At 34.9% G+C, this 17846-nt stretch carries 16 protein-coding genes; 7 read left to right on the top strand and 9 right to left on the bottom strand.

From position 1 onward, the window contains the following. Nucleotides 1–427: 427 nt before the first annotated feature. Nucleotides 428–2128 carry a single-stranded-DNA-specific exonuclease RecJ gene (gene recJ, locus J5V48_RS08660; protein ID WP_219938186.1) on the top strand — a complete coding sequence of 567 codons (1701 nt, stop codon included), beginning with the start codon at nucleotides 428–430 and terminating at the stop codon, nucleotides 2126–2128. Nucleotides 2129–2161: 33 nt separating this feature from the next. On the opposite strand, the gene J5V48_RS08655 is transcribed toward recJ, so the two are convergent. Next, nucleotides 2162–2935, bottom strand: a complete 774-nt coding sequence (locus tag J5V48_RS08655) for an SDR family NAD(P)-dependent oxidoreductase (protein WP_219938185.1) — start codon at nucleotides 2933–2935, stop codon at nucleotides 2162–2164. A gap of 187 nt (nucleotides 2936–3122) precedes the next feature. Here J5V48_RS08655 and J5V48_RS08650 point away from each other — a divergent pair, with 187 nt between their 5' ends. Next, nucleotides 3123–3665, top strand: coding sequence for a flavin reductase family protein (locus J5V48_RS08650; RefSeq protein ID WP_219938184.1), 543 nt, complete (start codon nucleotides 3123–3125; stop codon nucleotides 3663–3665). Next, on the top strand, nucleotides 3662–4030 hold the full coding sequence (locus tag J5V48_RS08645) for a hypothetical protein (protein ID WP_219938183.1): 369 nt from the start codon (nucleotides 3662–3664) through the stop codon (nucleotides 4028–4030). The genes J5V48_RS08650 and J5V48_RS08645 overlap by 4 nt, the downstream gene beginning before the upstream one ends. 7 nt (nucleotides 4031–4037) lie before the next feature. On the opposite strand, the gene J5V48_RS08640 is transcribed toward J5V48_RS08645, so the two are convergent. Beyond that, nucleotides 4038–4688, bottom strand: a complete 651-nt coding sequence (locus J5V48_RS08640; protein ID WP_219938182.1) for a L,D-transpeptidase family protein — start codon at nucleotides 4686–4688, stop codon at nucleotides 4038–4040. Between the two features lie 105 nt (nucleotides 4689–4793). Here J5V48_RS08640 and parC point away from each other — a divergent pair, with 105 nt between their 5' ends. After that, entirely contained in the window at nucleotides 4794–7106 is a 2313-nt protein-coding gene (parC, locus tag J5V48_RS08635) for a DNA topoisomerase IV subunit A (RefSeq protein ID WP_219938181.1), read from the top strand. 59 nt (nucleotides 7107–7165) lie between these two features. On the opposite strand, the gene J5V48_RS08630 is transcribed toward parC, so the two are convergent. The 3 genes from J5V48_RS08630 to J5V48_RS08620 are packed head-to-tail and all read right to left on the bottom strand — an operon-like array spanning nucleotide 7166 to nucleotide 9253. Beyond that, entirely contained in the window at nucleotides 7166–7723 is a 558-nt protein-coding gene (locus J5V48_RS08630; RefSeq protein WP_219938180.1) for a YggT family protein, read from the bottom strand. A gap of 11 nt (nucleotides 7724–7734) precedes the next feature. Further along, nucleotides 7735–8547: a pyrroline-5-carboxylate reductase gene (gene proC, locus J5V48_RS08625; protein ID WP_219938179.1), complete on the bottom strand. Its 813-nt coding sequence runs from the start codon at nucleotides 8545–8547 to the stop codon at nucleotides 7735–7737. Nucleotide 8548: 1 nt separating this feature from the next. Further along, nucleotides 8549–9253, bottom strand: coding sequence for a YggS family pyridoxal phosphate-dependent enzyme (locus J5V48_RS08620; protein WP_219938178.1), 705 nt, complete (start codon nucleotides 9251–9253; stop codon nucleotides 8549–8551). Between the two features lie 76 nt (nucleotides 9254–9329). On the opposite strand from J5V48_RS08620, the gene J5V48_RS08615 reads away from it, so the two are divergent. Further along, nucleotides 9330–9515: a 4Fe-4S binding protein gene (locus J5V48_RS08615; protein WP_219938177.1), complete on the top strand. Its 186-nt coding sequence runs from the start codon at nucleotides 9330–9332 to the stop codon at nucleotides 9513–9515. Nucleotides 9516–9559: 44 nt separating this feature from the next. Here the strand turns inward: J5V48_RS08615 and J5V48_RS08610 are convergent, their stop codons facing one another. Beyond that, nucleotides 9560–9901 carry a winged helix-turn-helix transcriptional regulator gene (locus tag J5V48_RS08610; protein WP_219938176.1) on the bottom strand — a complete coding sequence of 114 codons (342 nt, stop codon included), beginning with the start codon at nucleotides 9899–9901 and terminating at the stop codon, nucleotides 9560–9562. Nucleotides 9902–10022: 121 nt separating this feature from the next. Here J5V48_RS08610 and J5V48_RS08605 point away from each other — a divergent pair, with 121 nt between their 5' ends. After that, on the top strand, nucleotides 10023–10526 hold the full coding sequence (locus J5V48_RS08605) for a nitroreductase family protein (protein ID WP_219938175.1): 504 nt from the start codon (nucleotides 10023–10025) through the stop codon (nucleotides 10524–10526). A 41-nt stretch (nucleotides 10527–10567) separates the two neighbouring features. Here J5V48_RS08605 and J5V48_RS08600 read toward each other — a convergent pair whose 3' ends face one another. The 3 genes from J5V48_RS08600 to J5V48_RS08590 form a co-directional block, all read right to left on the bottom strand. Next, nucleotides 10568–13840 (bottom strand): mechanosensitive ion channel domain-containing protein, encoded by a 3273-nt coding sequence (locus J5V48_RS08600; protein WP_219938174.1) that lies wholly within the window; start codon nucleotides 13838–13840, stop codon nucleotides 10568–10570. Nucleotides 13841–14032: 192 nt separating this feature from the next. After that, nucleotides 14033–15013, bottom strand: coding sequence for a DNA (cytosine-5-)-methyltransferase (gene dcm, locus J5V48_RS08595; protein WP_219938173.1), 981 nt, complete (start codon nucleotides 15011–15013; stop codon nucleotides 14033–14035). A gap of 102 nt (nucleotides 15014–15115) precedes the next feature. Beyond that, on the bottom strand, nucleotides 15116–16792 hold the full coding sequence (locus J5V48_RS08590) for a hypothetical protein (RefSeq protein ID WP_219938172.1): 1677 nt from the start codon (nucleotides 16790–16792) through the stop codon (nucleotides 15116–15118). Between the two features lie 117 nt (nucleotides 16793–16909). Here J5V48_RS08590 and J5V48_RS08585 point away from each other — a divergent pair, with 117 nt between their 5' ends. Continuing rightward, nucleotides 16910–17668, top strand: a complete 759-nt coding sequence (locus J5V48_RS08585) for an HNH endonuclease (RefSeq protein WP_219938171.1) — start codon at nucleotides 16910–16912, stop codon at nucleotides 17666–17668. Nucleotides 17669–17846: the final 178 nt, after the last annotated feature.

Below are 17846 nucleotides of genomic sequence, written 5' to 3'. Positions count from 1 at the left end.
CAAAAAACAAATTTCCTGAAAAATCTGTCAAAAACGTATTTTTAAAGAGCATCAGCAGCGCTAGACTGCTTGTATAAAACTTTTGTTCTCTAAATTCTCACTTTTTGAAGTGCAGAAGTAGAGTAATAAGATGAAAAATCAGAATCCTAATCCTGGCGTGGTTTTCAAAACTCTGTCAGATGAGGAATACGAAATCGAAAGATTATCGTATTTGTTAAAAAAGTCAGAAATTTCATTAGCGTAAACTGAAGATTATTATCATCGTTTCCTGATGAAACTTTTGGTTTTATTTATTTTGACCTAAGTGAAAAATGAATATTCACAAGGATTGTTCACAATATATAACTAATCTTTGTTTGTGCACTTTTATTTAACATAAATACTCCATATAATATTTCAATATAGTTAACAAAGTGCTGGATATACCGTGAAGATTATTAGACGTGAATATGTAGATGACTCTCAGCTTGAAGAGCTGATATCAGATCCTATTTTGCGTCAGATCCTTGCCAGACGAGGTCTTAAGACAGAGAGCGATGTTAACTGTTCTCTTTCAGATATTCATCACTACAAAGATCTTTTAGATATCGATAAAGCCAGTTCAATTATCGCCGCATCCATTGAAAACGGAGAAGGAATACTAGTTGCCGGTGACTATGATGTGGACGGTATAACAGGTACAGCTTTAGGCGTAAGAGGTCTTTATGATTTAGGTGCTAAGAAAGTATCCTATTTTGTTCCATCCCGTTATGAAGGCGGATATGGTATCAGTAAAACAGCAGTTGATGCTGCTCTTGAGGATGGTATCAAGCTTATTGTTACCGTAGATAACGGTGTGTCCTGTAAAGAATCCATAGAATATGCAAAAAGCAGAGGTTTGAAGGTAGTAATAACCGATCATCATGAGGTTCCGGAAAATCTTCCTTTAGCTGATGCAATTGTTGATCCAAAAAGAAAAGGTGATACATTCCCATCCAAAAATCTTTGTGGTGCAGGTGTTCTTTTCTATGTTCTTGTAGCTACAAGAGCCATTCTTCGAGATAAGGGCTTTTATAATTCAGTTGGCTATATTCCAAGAATTGGCAGATTCCTTGATCTTGTTTCTCTAGGAACCATAGGCGACGTTATGGTTCTTGATAGCAATAATCGAAAACTTGTCAAATATGGATTTAACAGAATTAAAAATGGTGAGTGTCTTGTAGGTATTAAGGCTCTTGCCTCTTCTTGCAAAGTTAATCTTGAAGGAATCAATGCAACAAGTATAGCATTTGATTTATGTCCAAGACTTAATGCTCCTGGCAGAATCAAGCTTGAGAAGAATCCTGCTGTTTCACTAATGCTTACAGATGATGAGCAAGAGGCTATGGCAATTGCTCGCGAGCTTGATATGTGCAATAAGCGCAGAGGCGATTATGAGCGCGTATTTTTAAAAGAAGCGACAGAAGATGCTCAATCTCAGAAAGGCAACTGCGCAATTGTTCTTTACAGGCCAAACTGGCTTGTAGGTCTTGGTGGCCTTATAGCAAGCAGAATCAAGGAAATGTTCTCTGTTCCAACCTTTGTGTTCTCAGGTGATGGTGAAGAACTTCTTGGTTCAGCTCGTTCAGTTCCTGGCTTTAGTATGGTAAAAATTCTAAAAGCCATGGATGAAAAATGTCCAAATCTATTATCCCGTTATGGTGGCCATGCAATGGCTGCAGGTGCTTCCATAAAAAAGGATTCTCTAGAAACATTTAGACAGATGTTCAATGAGATTGCCAAAGAATGTCTTGGTAATCCAACTGAAGATGAAATCCTATCTGATGGAGAATTACCTTCAAATTATCAGAATCTGGCATTTGCAAGAGACTTAGAGGCTTTTGGTCCTTGGGGAAATGGTTTTGAAGAGCCTTGTTTTGACGGAAAATTTACAGTTGAGTCAGTATCTTTAGTTGTTTCCCGTCATCTTCGTTTTGTATTAAGAGGTGAAGATGGATCAACCATGAGAGCGATAAAACTCAGAGCAACTGCAAACGAAAAACAGATAACTGAAAATACACAGGTTAGAGTTGTATACAATGTAGGCGTAAGTCACTACATGAGATCAGAGAGACTGGAAATCAGGATCTTAAACATCGAGCCAGTATAAATAACCTGCCGATTAGGCAGGTTTTTTTAATAATTATTTTTTCTCTGTAAAATCAAGATCTTTTACAACTTTCAAACCACCATAAGCCTGGCACACTGGCATCATTTCAATCTCATTAACATTTACATGAGCAGGGTTGTTTAAAAGCCAGAGAATGGTATTTGCAATGTCCTCTGGAAGAATCGATTTGGTTCCTGAATAAAGATCGTTAACTTTCTTTTCATCACCATTTAAACGAACGTATGAGAACTCTGTATCAGAGCAAAGACCTGGCTTAATTACAGTAACTTTGATTGCGCTCCCCTGAACATCTGTTCTTAAGTTTCTTGAGAACTGTTCTACAAAAGCTTTGGTTGCGCCATAAACATTGCCACCAACGTATGGCCAAGAGCCTGCAGTTGAGCCAAGATTAATGATAAAGCCTTTATTCTTTTTTACTAGTGAAGGAAGAATAGTATGAGTTACATTTAAAACTCCCAGAACATTTGTGTCTACCATGGTCTTCCAATTTTCAAGAGAGCATTCTTGAGCTTTTTCTACACCTAAGGCAAGACCTGCATTATTAACGATTACATCTATATCTTTGAATCCATCTGGTAAAGATGAAACAAGAGTTTCAACAGCTTTTGCATCAGTAACATCCATTGCTACAGGATAGATATTATCTGATAATGAAGAAAGCTCTTTTAGCTTATCTTCACGGCGGGCAAGAGCAATTACCTTATAGCCGTTATTTGCAAGTAGCCTGGCAGTAGCAAGACCAAATCCAGCAGAAGCTCCTGTTACCAACACTGTTTTGTAATTCATATAATTTCCTTAAAAGTTAAACAAAACAAATCTCTTCTAAAAAACTCTATACTTTTTAAGTAGTTAAGACAATAAATATATTTTTTTATATAAATGTGCTGTACACGCCATTTTTGTGTAACAATTGTTTAAATTACATATTGGCTGCATATAACTGAATTACAAAAAATCCTGACAGGAGAATGTTATGTACAAGAATCTAGATACAAAGCTTGCATATAGAGTTTTTACAGGTGGGCCTTTAGTCTGCATTTCAACTAAAAACAAACAGGGAACTGATAATATTATGACTGCAGCATGGTCATGCCCTTATGATACTGATGTGCTTTTACTAGTTCTGGATCTTGGACATACCACAACAGCAAATCTTAAAGATGGAAGCAAACTGGTAGTAGCTCTTCCATCAAAGGATCAAAAAGATATAGCTTTAAAACTAGGCTCTGTTCATGGCTCTGAGAGTGGTGATAAATTTGAGCACTTTGATTTGCCTTATGAGAATTCTTTAAAGTTTGGCTTCAAGACACTCAAAGATGCCAATGCATATTTTGAATGTGAGCTTACCGATCCTGAGCTTTTAAAAGATAAAGGTATCTGTCTTTGCAAGGTTTTGAACGTATACGTTAAAGAAGAGCTTTTTGATGATGAGTCTCAGTCCTTTGTTCCAGGCTGCTTGAACACACTTCATCATGTAAGCGGCGGATCATTTAGTACATCAGGAGAGATTGTATGATAGAGCAGAAAATAGAATCTCTTGATGATGCTCAGTTTGAAAAACTGCAGAACAAGGTTGTAGATTTATATATTACTCTTGCCGAAGAGTCACTGATTGAAACTGATGAGGATTCATATAACCGTTTAAGAACACTGTATGAACAGGATGGTTTCAAGAATATTGGCTTAATGTTCAAGGATGTATCAGAATCTGATGAAATCCCTGCATCTATGATGGAATTTAAAGATTCCCTTGCTGTTGCACAGGTATTTTTGATGACAGATGAACTTGATGAGGAATATTCAAAGCATGTTGCGGATATCGTCTTTTCAATAGACGATTCCACAAACGAAACTTCAGTTGCCTGGTTCCCTGAAGATTAAAAGACTGTTAAGGATGGATTGTTATAGGAGTTCCTACATCTACAAGTGATAGGAACTTATCTATATCAGGATTGAGTAGAGCAATACATCCGTCAGTCCAGTCTGTTCTCTGTACTGATTCATGGTATTCACCTTTTGAAGGTGGCTGCCCATGAACCATGATCATTCCACCTGGCTTTCTTCCTTGAGATTTTGCAAAAGCTCTATCTTCCATATTCGGATAGGATATATGCATTGCCTTGTAGAAGTATGATTTAGTTTTTACATAATCAAGCGTGTAGGTACCCTCAGGTGTTCTTTTATCTCCTTCAAACTGCTTTTTTCCCTGAGGCTTGTTTGATAGAGCAATCCAAAATGAGCAGACTGTATGGTTGTCTTTTAAAAGAACCATTTTATGTGCAGCTTTGTACACAACAACATGGTCAACAACTTTTGCTTTTGGTGTAACCTGTACAGGTACACTTTCTTGATAGGAAAAAATCAAATCATGTGTCTTTTTTAGTTTTGTGTAGTCAAAATCCTCATCATAGACTACGTCAGTACTGATAGCCTTTGTAAGAAGATGTGCAGGAAGATTCTTGTAGGTATCAGCAGATGCTACACTTGTTATAAAAATCGACAGCACTGTCAAAAGTCTATAAAAAATCTTGTTGTTCATCAGAAGTTACTGTTTCTTGAGAAAAAAAGAAAAAATATATTTGTTATAATAGCTATATACATAAAATTTTAGCGCATTGTACAAAGATTTTGCGAGAAAAAATCAATGTCAGATCAAAATCAAGATAAGAATTTAAGTTTAGATGGTGTGGAATTACTGCCATTGTCATCTTTTGCTGAAAGTGCATATCTGAATTATTCGATGAGTGTAATTACAGACAGAGCTCTACCTTCAGTATGTGATGGCATGAAGCCAGTACAAAGAAGAATTGTTTATGCAATGCATAAGCTTGGAATCACACCAAAATCTAAGCATGTAAAATCAGCAAGAACCGTTGGTGAGGTTATTGGTAAATATCATCCTCATGGAGATGCAGCGTGTTATGAGGCAATGGTTCTTATGGCTCAGCCATTCTCATACAGATACCCTCTGGTAGACGGTCAGGGTAACTGGGGTGATGTTGAAGATCCAAAATCATTTGCAGCATTCCGTTATACTGAGGCAAGATTAGCACCTTATTCAGATGCTATTTTGCAGGATATCAATACAGGATGCGTTGACTGGATGCCTAATTTTGATGGAACAGTTGATGAGCCTAAATATCTGCCTGCAAGATTACCAAATATTCTACTGAATGGAACTACAGGTATTGCTGTGGGTATGGCAACTGATATCCCTCCTCATAATCTTACTGAGGTTGCAAAAGCTGCAGTATATCTTCTTGATCATCCAGACTGTTCAGTCAAAGATCTGATGGAGTTCGTTCCTGCTCCTGATTATCCATCAGGCTGCGAGATTTCAAATTCAAGACATGAGCTTGAGAAGATTTATGAAACAGGAAAAGGAACAGTAAGAGTAAGAGCCGTATACAAGGTTGAGAAAGATGAGATTATCATAACAGCTCTTCCTTATCAGGTCGGTGGTGGTTCAATAGAAAAACAGATTGCAGATCTAATGAACAAGAAGAAATTACCACTTGTATCTGATATTAAAAATGTATCCGATTTTAATAATCCATGCAGACTGATTATCACTCCAAGATCAAAGAGAGTAGATATCAATGCCCTTATGGAGCATCTGTTTGCTGTAACCGATCTTGAAAAGACATACAGAGTAAATCTGAATATTCTAGGACTTGATGGAAAGCCTGCTGTTAAGGATCTTAAAACTATTTTAAAAGAATGGCTTGAATTCAGAGTTGAATCTGTAAGACGTAGACTTGATAACAGACTTCAGGCAGTAAATAAGCGTCTGCACCTGTTAGATGGTTTGCTCATTGCATTTTTGAATCTTGATGAAGTAATCGAGATAATCAGAAAAGAAGATGAGCCAAAGAAAAAACTTATGGAGCGTTTTAGTCTTTCCGAGGTCCAGGCAGAATATATTCTTGAAACAAAGTTAAGACAGCTTGCAAGACTTGAGGAAATGAAAATCAAGGCTGAGCAGGAGAAACTTACTGAAGAAAAGCAAAAACTTGAATCACTGCTTGGCTCTGAGGCAAAGCTTCATACTTTTATTAAGAAGGAAATACAGGCTGATACCAAACTATACGGAGATGAAAGACGTTGTCAGCTCGTAGAGAATATAGCAGCTCAGGCAATGAGTGAGGATGATTTTATTCCAAGCACTCCTGTCACAGTAATTCTTTCAAAGATGGGGTGGGTAAGAGCTGCATCAGGAAGCGATGTTGACGCACTTTCAATGTCATATCGTTCTGGTGACAAGTTTATGTCAAAAGCCTCTGGTAAAACAAACGATCAGGCTACCTTCATCACTAATCTTGGAAGATTGTACTGTGTGGATGTAAAGGATCTTCCATCAGCAAGAGGTCAGGGAGAACCACTATCTGCAAAGGCAAATCTTCAGGCTGGAGAAAATGCTGTTCATGTTGTAATTCCAAAGAAGGATTCATCTTATCTGATAGCATCCGACAAAGGTTATGGCTTTATAACATCAGGTGAGAATCTTCAGACAAGAAACAAGGCAGGTAAGGCTTTAATCAGCATTGATGAAGATGCAAACATGCTAAATCCAATTGAGATCACTGATAAGGAAAATGATCTGATTGCTGTTGCAAGCCAGTCTGGAAGACTTTTAATTTACAAGTTATCAGAATTACCATCTCTAAATTCAGGTAAGGGTAACAAGTTAATCGGAATTTCAGGCGCTAAGCTTGCTATTGGATCTGATGGTATTGCATCAATTGCAATATTAAAACAGGATGCAGCACTTATTATTCATTGTGGTAAACGTTTCTTGAATCTGTCATCAAGTGAAATTGCTGAAAGAATAAGTTCTCGTTCTAAGAGCGGTGATCTGCTTCCAAGAGGCTTCCAGAAGATTGATTCTCTTGAAGTCGTACTTCCAAAGAATGGTGAAGAAGTCCAGCTTGAAGAAATGGAGTTTGTGCTTGAATAAGTAGAAACTTAATGAAGATAAAGAGGACAGTAAACAAAATCTACTGTCCTTTTTTTTGTTTAGAATACCATCCAGTACTGGCCGAATATCATTAGGAATATTCTATCAAGGCCAAAAATAACTAGCATCAGAATCATAAGAGAGATATCTATCATTCCGATTGGTGGAATAATCTTTTGGATAGGGGATACTAGGGGATTTGTTATCTGTGAGAAATAATAACTCCACTCCCTTGTTGATGGTAACCATGATGTCAGTGCCTGTGCTAACAGCAAGAATAAAACCATATAGCCAAAGCTTTTGATAGTGCAGATAGTACCTAAGTATAAAGCTACCCAAAGTCCCTGTGATGCTGGTATGTTTGGTAGAAATGTGAATACTACCAGAGCACAACCAAAAAGAGCGATTACAAAAGCAACAAGGACACCGGTAAAATAGAAACCACCAATACTCTTGTTTCTGAATGGAATTACTCTTATAAGAGGCTCAGTCAGTCTGACTACAGCCTGAGTAACCTTATGGTAATAGTCAACAGATGAAGACTGCATGAGAGCGCGTAGTTCAAATAGAATTACAACAGCCTCAATCACCATAAAAACGAAATATAGTGTATTCAAACTATTTCCTCTTAAAACATTGATTCAAATTCATAGGTTCTATCAAGACTTGCATTGATAGTGTTTTCCATGATCTTTTCAAAATTACCTTCTGTCATTTTGCAAAGACCAGCAAAGGTAGTACCACCCTTAGATGTAACAGCCTCTCTTAATGAAGCTATTGTTGCATCCTGGTTTTGAATAACCATTGATGCAGAGCCTAAAACAGTCTGCTCAACCATCTTTCTAGCATCTTCTGCCTTAATGCCGTGACGTACAGCCTCTGCAACAAGTGATTCCATGAAACGATAAACGAATGCAGGACCACAGCCACATACAGCACCAATAACATTAAGATTGTTCTCGTCACCTTCAATGCACTGACCCATGTTTGACAGATATTGTTTTACAGTTGCTTTATCTTCATCGCTTACTGCACTGTCATAGGCAACAGCAATAGTACCTAAACCGATTTTGCAAGGCGTATTAGGCATGATACGGATGATTCTGTTTGTACCTAGCTTGCTGCTTATTGATGATAATTTAAAACCAGCGGCCATGGATACAAAAAGCTTGTTTTGTAATTCATCTTTAATGGTAGAAAGCTGCTCTAGAACAGATGTTAATATCTGTGGTTTTACACCAAGAAAAATAATGTCAGCGCTCTTTGTAGCTTCGATGTTATCAGTGGTAATTACTGAACCTTCAGCCTTGAATTTTTCTAGTTTTTCAAGATGAGGTCCACTTATTGTAATGTTTTTTGCATCCTCAGATTTAATAATGCTTGCGTAAATGCAGGAGGACATGTTTCCTCCACCGATAAAAGAAATTTTTTTAGTAGTCATTTTATTTGTTCTTATATTCTCTAGCGCCAAAGATGGCAGTTCCAATTCTGACCTGTGTTGACTCGTTCTTGATTGCAATTTCCAGATCGTTAGTCATTCCTAAAGACAGGATATTAAAGTCTTTGAATTTTTCTTTGTATTTTACAAAAAGACCATGAAGTTTTTGAAATTCCGAGTCAATCAACTGCATATCTTCAGTATCAAGACCAATACCCATGAAGCCTCTAAGTCTTAGTTTACTGCACTTTTGAATTTCATCAACAATAGAATCAATTTCATCAATAGAACAGCCTGATTTTTGTTCTTCATCAGAAATATTGACCTGAATTAGAACATCAAGTATACCTAGATGTTCTGGTCTTTGATCGTTTAGTCTTTTTGCAACAATAGCTCTATCTACACTTTCGACTATATCAAAATGTTCTGCAATAAGCTTTGTTTTATTCTTTTGAATTGGACCTATAAAGTGCCAGATGATATCGTTATACCCTTGGCTTTTCAGGTTTTCAATTTTTTCAGAAGCTTCTACAGCATATGATTCGCCAAAATGTCTCTGGCCTGCCTGATAAGCTGCAATCACCATCTGTTCAGGTTTAGTCTTGCTTACATTTAGAAGTGTAATAGTAGCAGGATCTCTTTTGTATTTTTCTGCAGCTTCTTTTATTTTGGCAAGAACATTCTGAATGTTTTGAGAAATCTTATCCATATCTCTGCCTTTTTAAAAAAATCTATTTCGTGTATTATAACGGTCAATTGATAAAGTGTAACCTAAGGAATAAAGAATGTACGTAATTAATCAAGAGTTATGCTCTCAGTGTGGAGAGTGTAGTGATATTTGTCCATGTGGTGCAATTGAGCAGCAAAGTGATGATACCTTCAAGATTGACTGTGCAGCATGTTCTGACTGTGGTGCATGTCAGTCAGTTTGCCCTTTCGAGGCAATTGAGGAAAAAGAAGAAGAAAACTAATCTTTTTCAGGAGAAATAATATTTCTCCTTTTTTCTCTTTTCAATCATTTCTTATTTCCTGAAAATTTTTCTTCAAATTCTCTCATAGCCTCAAGTACAGGAATAATGAGATTTCCTTCCTGGGTTAGGGAATATTCTGTTTTTGGTGGAACAACAGGATATACCTTTCTAGTTATAAGACCATCATTTTCTAGTTCTCTTAACTGCTGAGCTAGCATTTTATCTGTCGCACAAGAAATTTTTCTGTGTAGCTGACTGTATCTTAGTGTTTCATTTTTAAGATGCCAGAGAATAACAGCTTTGTATTTTCCTCCGATAAGATCAACAGTTCTTGCAATAGGACAAACACTTTTTGAGTTATCAGCTAGTTTTGAACATTCGTACATGGTTAACAGTCGCCTTAAATAAACACTATCTTTTTGGATAGTATATTACAAAAAAGTGTATTCTTTACAAAAATAAAGAATGGGATATATTAAAAAACAAATCTTAAAAAAGGAGTTAATTATGGATCTATTGAATTTAATGGAAAAGCGCCATTCAGTAAGAGCTTATTCAAACGAGAAAGTAAGCAAGGAAATGGTTGACAGAATTGTTAAGGCAGGTGTTCTTGCTCCAACTGCATGTAATTTTCAGCCTGTCAGGATCATAGTGATTCAGTCAGATCGAGCTCTTGAAAAACTATCTTCTGCAGCAAATTTCTATAATGCACCTCTTGTGTTTGCAGTTCTTTCTAAAAAAGATGAAGCATGGCATAGACCTTTTGATGGAATGGTAAGTGATAAGATAGATGCAAGCATTGTTACAGATCATATGATGCTAGAGGCAACAGAACTTGGTTTAGGATCAGTATGGATTTGTTATTTCAATCCAATGGCTATAAAAGAAGCTTTGGAAATTGAAAACGGCTATGAAGTTATAAATCTGCTTGCAGTCGGCTTTGAAGGTGAAAACTCAAAAGTACCTGCAAAAAAGCGAAAGGATATCTTAAGCCTGGTAAAACATATTTAGAATAAAAAAGCTGTACAAAAGTACAGCTTTTTATAAAAGTACTATAGGCTCTTTTCAGCTAACATTCCTGTTTTTAGCGTTTCTATAAATTCGCCTTTTTCAAGGTTTTTAACATTGACATCAAGCTGATTGAATGGAATTTCAATACCATATTGAGCAAACTGTTTTAAGGTTTCTCTAGACAGATAATCAGTTGTCAGTTTTCTGTTTGCAATCTGTGTTACATAAATATCAGATGTAATTGTTACTGCACTGTCGTCTAAAGAAGAAACATATACTAAAGAAGCCTGTTCCTTTGAAATATACTGACATCTGTTGATTATTCCTTTGAGCAGGGATTTTGCTTTGTCTACATCAGCACCGTAGGCAATTCCAACTACAAAAGACATCTTTGTGATCTGGTTTGATAATGACCAGTTTGTAAGAGCAGAGGTGATGAACTCCTTATTTGGGATCATAACTTCTTTGTTCTCAAAAGAAAGAACTGTAGTTGAACGGATTCTGATTTTGCTTACGGTTCCTGATAAACCGTTTAGGGTAATAATATCTCCAACACGTATCTGTCTTTCAAACAGTAGAATGATACCAGATACGAAATTAGCAAAAATTTCCTGAAGACCAAAACCTAGACCAACAGAAAGAGCTGCAACCAACCACTGCAGATTTTCCCATTTGATACCTATAGCACCAGCTGCGAAGATACAGCCAATTCCTAGTATCAGATATGAGGAAATTACCTTAACTGTATAACTGGTGCTCTTTTGGTTTTCGTCTTTTTTGAGCATGAATATTTTTTCAAGAATTAAAGGCAGATTCTTGTTTAATACGCCTGTAATTACAATAACAATAATTGCAAAAAGAACGTTAGCAAGAGTGAGGACATTTGTTAATACAACCTGTCCGTTAACAACCTGTTTATCAGAGTATAGAGTGATTGTTTCAAGATATCTTAAAACAGAAGCAAGATCGTTCCACTGAAAATACATAAGAAAAACAGTAAGAATCAGAAGAGCTGTATTTACGATTTTAAAGATTTTAGAACAGATGTATCCTGGTGCCATATTAAGCTGAGATACAATACTTTTGTTCTTATGATCTCCAATATCATTAGTATGAAAGAAGCTCTTGTTGATGTATACGTAAATCATTCTGTGTACTGTCTGACTTACGATGTAGTAGCCAAGCGCAATATAACAGGTATATGCCACTCGGTTTGTCAGTTTTACAATGGTATACAGGTAACCTGATGCAACAGAAATAATTGCAATCAGACATATAACAATTGCAACTAAACTTAGGGCTATTGATGATAATGTTGCATTTTTTAGATCTTTTAACTTTGCAAAAAGTTCTCTTGAAAAGATCACAAATAGAGCAATAAATGAAACCAGCACAACCAGATATGATGTGATATCTGAATAGATGTAGTTTGAATCTGTTTCTGCAACATTAGCAAAAATTAGTAGAGGAATCGCAAATATCCAGATTTTTGTGCACTGTTTGCGGAATTTTTTGAGCTTATATGGTTCTACACAAAAATGTCTCTGAACCAAAGCATTTGGTTTTAGAATCTGAGAGAAGAATACAAACACAAAAATATGAAGAACCATTGTAAGAATAATAATGCTTTGTTTTTCTGTAGTAGCAAGAGCACAGCAAATGACAATTGTACCAAGTAGTATTAGCCAGCATAGTCTTGGAACCATGACCAGAATATTTGTAACCAGAGCAAGAGGGGTTACAAAAATCGAATCAGAACTTCTATCAAGTCTTAAGGCAAGTTCATTATTGATTCTTGAAATAAAAGGTCTGAATGCAAGCAGAATGAGACCGAAAAACATGAGCGGAAGAATAATGATTACAGATGTATGCACTGTATGCTTAATGAATTTTTCGCTGTTAAATTTGGTAATAAGGTTTGCAGACTCATACTTAACAGCAGGGATAAACATTGAGAAGAACTCAACACCTAATCCCTGATTTGATTTTACCCAGAAAAGCTGTTCAGAAATTTTTGAGTTAATCTGATTGTTTATGTCGTTGTATTGTGTGTATACAACCTTTAGCTCAATGATAGTTGTAAGCTCATTTGCTATAACCTGATAAAGTTCATTTATAGCCTGTCTTTTCTCTGAAACCAAAGCAACAAGATCTGTTTTATAGGAAGATAATGAAGGATCCTTTTTAATTTCTTCTTGTACTGCTGTATCAATATCAGTCAGTTTTTCAAGCTGATCTCTAAGCTCAAATATATAAATATTTAGATTTGCAAGTTCATCATCAAGATTGTACTTGAGATTTATTTCAGGCAGATTGGTCAGCTGGCGGTTTAAAAGTCTTGATAGAACCAGAGTCTGTCCTAATTCATTAATTTGTTTATCAAGACTTTTTGCTGTCTGATCTACCTTGCTGTAGGCAGAATTTACCATCTGAAGATCATGTAGATAGGTTGCATCTTTTGTTCTGCTAACAGAGATGTATCCTTTAATTCTATTTATAGATTCAATATATTTTTTTAAGGCAGGATGTTTTTTGGCAGTCAGATTTTGGTTTGCATATTCATCTTCATTTACGTATGTTTTATTTACTGCAAGTGAAAGTTTTTTAACATCCTGTTCAAGTCGCTGAAGTTTAAGAGTTGTTATTTTTAGCTTATAAGTTGTGAGATCCTGTAGTGTTGATATATTATTCAAGCTTTCTTTTAAAAACTCATTTTCAAGATTTGCTCTATATATAAGAGTCGCTAATATCCTGTTGTCAAAATCTTCTGTGTTTGGCTTTTCATCTATTTTAAGAAGATTCTCTTTTGCACTTGATGTATTAGCAGTTACAGTATTTTTTGCTTTTTCTGGTAATGTCTGAACATAATCACGTGCTTGTACAGCAGAGGCAATCTCAATCTGTGCTGTTGCAAGGGCACTGTTTGTTCTTTCAAGTTCAGTTTTGAGCTCTTCATTGCTCATTTTTGAAACCATGTCATCACTGATTGGTGTGGCATTCTGTTCTGTAGAGTAGTTCTTTATGAGAGTTGCAAGTTTCTTAGCAGGGTTCTTTAAAGAAGCCTCAAGTTTGTTCTTTGCATCTCTTAACTCATAGATTTTATTTAATGCATCTATACCCTGATTGTATAGATTTCTTTTTAATTCCTTGTTTTCATCAGATATTGAGTTATTAGAAGTCAGATCGTTTAACTGCTTATTAATTTCTGATATTTCAGGAAGGGTTATGTTTCCAATGGATGTTTGGAGTGAAAGCTGCTGAGCAGTACAGATAGTGCTGAAGAAAAAAACTAGTGTGAAAATATATTTTTTCATGAAAAAGCCATTTTGTTTGAACGTTTTAAAAATCATGAAAATTATAATTAAAAATAATTATAAAAAACATAAAAGGAAGAAAATTCTCTAAATAAAATTGTTTATTATATAAACACAAACCCCAGTATTTTTGTTCATCCTACTGGGGACGGGCAAAATGAGCTTCTTTATAAAACTTCTAATTCTTGAATTTTATTTAGAAAGACTTTTTACGAGGTTTTCCGCAATTCGATTGATAACTGACACACATACAGAATTTCCTGCTTGCTTATATAACCTGGATTGCGCCATATTATTCGGTAACTTGAAATTCTTAGGAAAACCTTGAGTGTTAAAACATTCATGAGGTGTCATTTTGCGAATACCATGTTTTGTTTTTATCAAGCAGACATTATGACCACCCTCGCCCTGATTTGCAGTTAATGTCGGAACAACTCCACTTTTATTCTTTCTGACATATTTTCTCCTCCATTGGTAAATGGCATTTGGATCATCCATCGCTTCTACTAGTTTTTCATAGATGTCGCCTGCATATTTACCCCTTGTGTAGTAATACTTTTCATCAAGTTTGGTGTCGAAATCGATAATATCTTTGAGTTGAGTTGTTAGACTAATTGGTAGAGGAAAATCAAATTTAAATTTATCTTCTTCATTCTTAAAAGCTACAATATAGATTCTCTCTCTGTTTTGAGGAATATTGCCGTAGTTCATTGCATTAAGAACTTGGTACTTAATGTGAAAGTATCCTGCTTCTTGTAAAGAATCAATAATTGTTTGGAATGTCTTACCGTTATCGTGTCCAACAAGGTTTTTTACATTCTCAAGGAAAATAATTCTTGGCTTTTTTACATTTAAGATTCTCATAAGCTCAAAAAATAAGCCACTTCGTGTTAGAGAACCATCGTTATTAAATAACCCTTTTCTTTCTCCTGCTACAGAAATATCTGTGCAAGGGAAACCAGCTAAAGCTACATCAAAATCAGGAATTTCCTCAGGCTTAACATCGCAGATACTTCGATTGTCTACTTTGTTTTTAAAGTTTAGCTCGTATGTTTGTACAGGATATGGGTCAATCTCGTTTGCATAGATAACATCAAATGCACCGGTAGATTCAAAACCGATGTCAATTCCTCCAACTCCAGCAAAGAAAGATGCGCATTTTAATTTATTCATATTGAACCTCAAAAGCAGCGGCGCGCCGCTGAATAGTATGAATAAATTATAAACAAGATAAAATCAAAAGACAATAATAGTATATATAAAAAATATGCTAATTTAAAGCTCACCTATGAAATCATTGGGTTCTTTTCCTTCTTCAATCCAAATGAATTCTAAATGGATTTCTTCTCCATAAAGCTCTGAATTGTCAGAGAATAACTTTTTTTTTGTCTTATACAGTCTTATTCCGTTGATTTCTAGTTCATTAAGTTTTTTTACAGTTAATGGTTCAAAATCACCTAACTGAAAAACTCCTTTTCTTAGCCATTCGCCTAAAAAGGATTGTTTTTTAGAAGATTCTATTGCTTTTCCATTATCTTGACAGATATAAGATTGCAGAGCATCTCCTGAAGGCTCAAAGATGAGAATAAAAGCTCTATCCTTTTTATCTAAAGCAAGTTTGTTTGGCTCTATTTCTAGGAAAGTACCTATGTCTTTTCCAAAAAAATTCGGGTGCTTATTATGGAATTCTTTAGAATTAGGAATAGGGATATACATTTCGTTAAAAGGTCTGAAAACCAGGCCTTTTACTTCAGAATTTAGATCTGCATTTCCAATTGAATCTGAAAGTTTACAGATTTCATCTCTTAATGTGAATCTATCGATATTTGTATTAGATAAACTGTAATCTGTTAGTAATTTTATTAACTCATTTAGTTTAGTCTCAGCAACAGAATTTATGTAATTAGCATGGATCTTTTTTATTTTTTTTTCTCTGTCCTTTATGGCTATTTTCATTCCAGTTCCATAAAAACTGTTAAATCCTGATGATAATTCAACTTCACCTTTCGGTGCTATTAGCCAACAATAAGACTCAGTTATTTCATTGTTTGGTAAAACATCTGTTGTAATGTATCTAGTATTTTTGTCAAAATCATTTGATTGATAATCAGTGTTTTTTGGGTCGTAAACTTTTTTGTACAGATTCAAAAAGAAAGACTGTGCCTCATTTACCCATATTACGTTCCAGCTTTCTTTAATAATTTTCTTATTGTCAAAAAACATATATAGCTGGCTATCAGCAGGGGTAAATTTGTATATATGTTTTCCATCTGAAAAAACAAAATTGCAAGGTAATTTAGCAGAAGTGCATCCCTCAATTTTTATATTAGAAATATCAATTTTTGTGTAATCAGTTTCACCAACATAGATAATTGGACTTCCTTCTTCAACAGAAGGCATTAGTACATGATATACATATTCAATAGAATCTGTTTTTGGATCAACTTTGAATCCTTGTAAATTTGCAATAGAAGATTTAATTCGTTGATTTCTTAAATTAGCAATCATTAGCGCTAATTTTAGATATAAGTCATGATTGATCTCGTTTATTTGAGAAACAGTCAGCTCTTTTTTTTCGACGTTGTCTCTCATCTGTTGAATGAGTGAACTCCATGTATTATTTTCTTTTTTGAATTGGGCAATCTTCTGGTCGTTGCCATTAAAACTGAATGTTTTTATTCCAATAAGGTATTTTTTTTCTAAGCCTTCTTTATTAATTTTTCTAACAGCGACATCGAAAGAAGTATTTCTTATATCTTCTGCAGATGCTTTGAACGCATATTGAAAACATGCTTCTTGAAATTTCGAATTTACAATAGGTCTTATTAGCTTTTTTTTATCGGTATTTTGGGAAAAATCTTCTTTTTGAGCAAATGCTTCAGATAGGCTTGCGTATGCAAGAATTAATCGTTTGTATAAATCACGGTCCTTTTCATCAAGCTCAAACCACATTTAATCCACCACATTTTAAAATTTAACAATATTTATAGATTACGTTATCATTCTCAAAGAAGTTTCTTTGTTTTTTTTTCACAATAGTGATTATATGATAATCTAGGAAAAACAAAAATGGCACGTAAAAACTGGTCTAGAGAAGAAACAATTCTTGCGTTATATTTGTACTGTAAAACGCCTTTTGGAAAAATTCATAAAGGTAATGAAAGCATTATAAATATGGCAAATCTAATTGGCAGAAGTCCTAGTGCTTTAGGAATGAAAATGTGCAATTTGGCTGCTGTAGATCCTACCTTAGAACAAAAAGGAATGAATCACGGTAGTAAACTAGATTTACAAATTTTTGATGAATTTTATAACAATTGGGATGAATTAGCTAATCAAGCTTATGAAATAATTAAAGATCTTGATCCTTCAAATAATGAAGTTGCATCAGTTGAGTCAGATATTCCTGAAGGAGCTGACAAAATTTCTTTTGTTAAGCAACGAATAGGTCAGAATTTCTTTAGAAATGCTGTTTTGGCATCTTATGACTATCAATGCTGTATAACAGAAATTGCTTCACCTAATCTACTTCGCGCCTCTCATATAAAACCTTGGACAAAATCAAGTCCAACTGAAAAGACAAATCCTGCAAATGGTTTATGTCTTAATCCATTTCATGATCACTTATTTGATAAAGGTTATATATCGCTAAATGATGATTATAAAGTATTGGTTTCCTCTGAAATAAGAAAAATTGAAATGGATTCTGAAACCAAGTCCTGGTTGTACCATTATGAAGGAAAGCAAATTATATTGCCGAAATCAAAAGTGTTTGTTCCTAATAAACTGTTTCTTGAGTTCCATAGAGATACAATTTTCAGAATATAAGAACAACATAGAGTTATGGAGACTTGGTGTTTTACTTACGTATTGCAAATGATCATATTATATAGATAAAAACAGTAAATCTGTTGGCAATAAAAAAAAGAATACGGTGACCAAATGAAACGGACTTTGATCACAGTTTAACCAAGGTTGTAATTCACTTACAATCTGCTTTTTAAAA

The sequence above is a fragment of the Succinivibrio faecicola genome (assembly GCF_019448115.1).
GTDB lineage: Bacteria > Pseudomonadota > Gammaproteobacteria > Enterobacterales > Succinivibrionaceae > Succinivibrio > Succinivibrio faecicola.
This window is presented reverse-complemented; position numbering and strand designations above follow the sequence as displayed.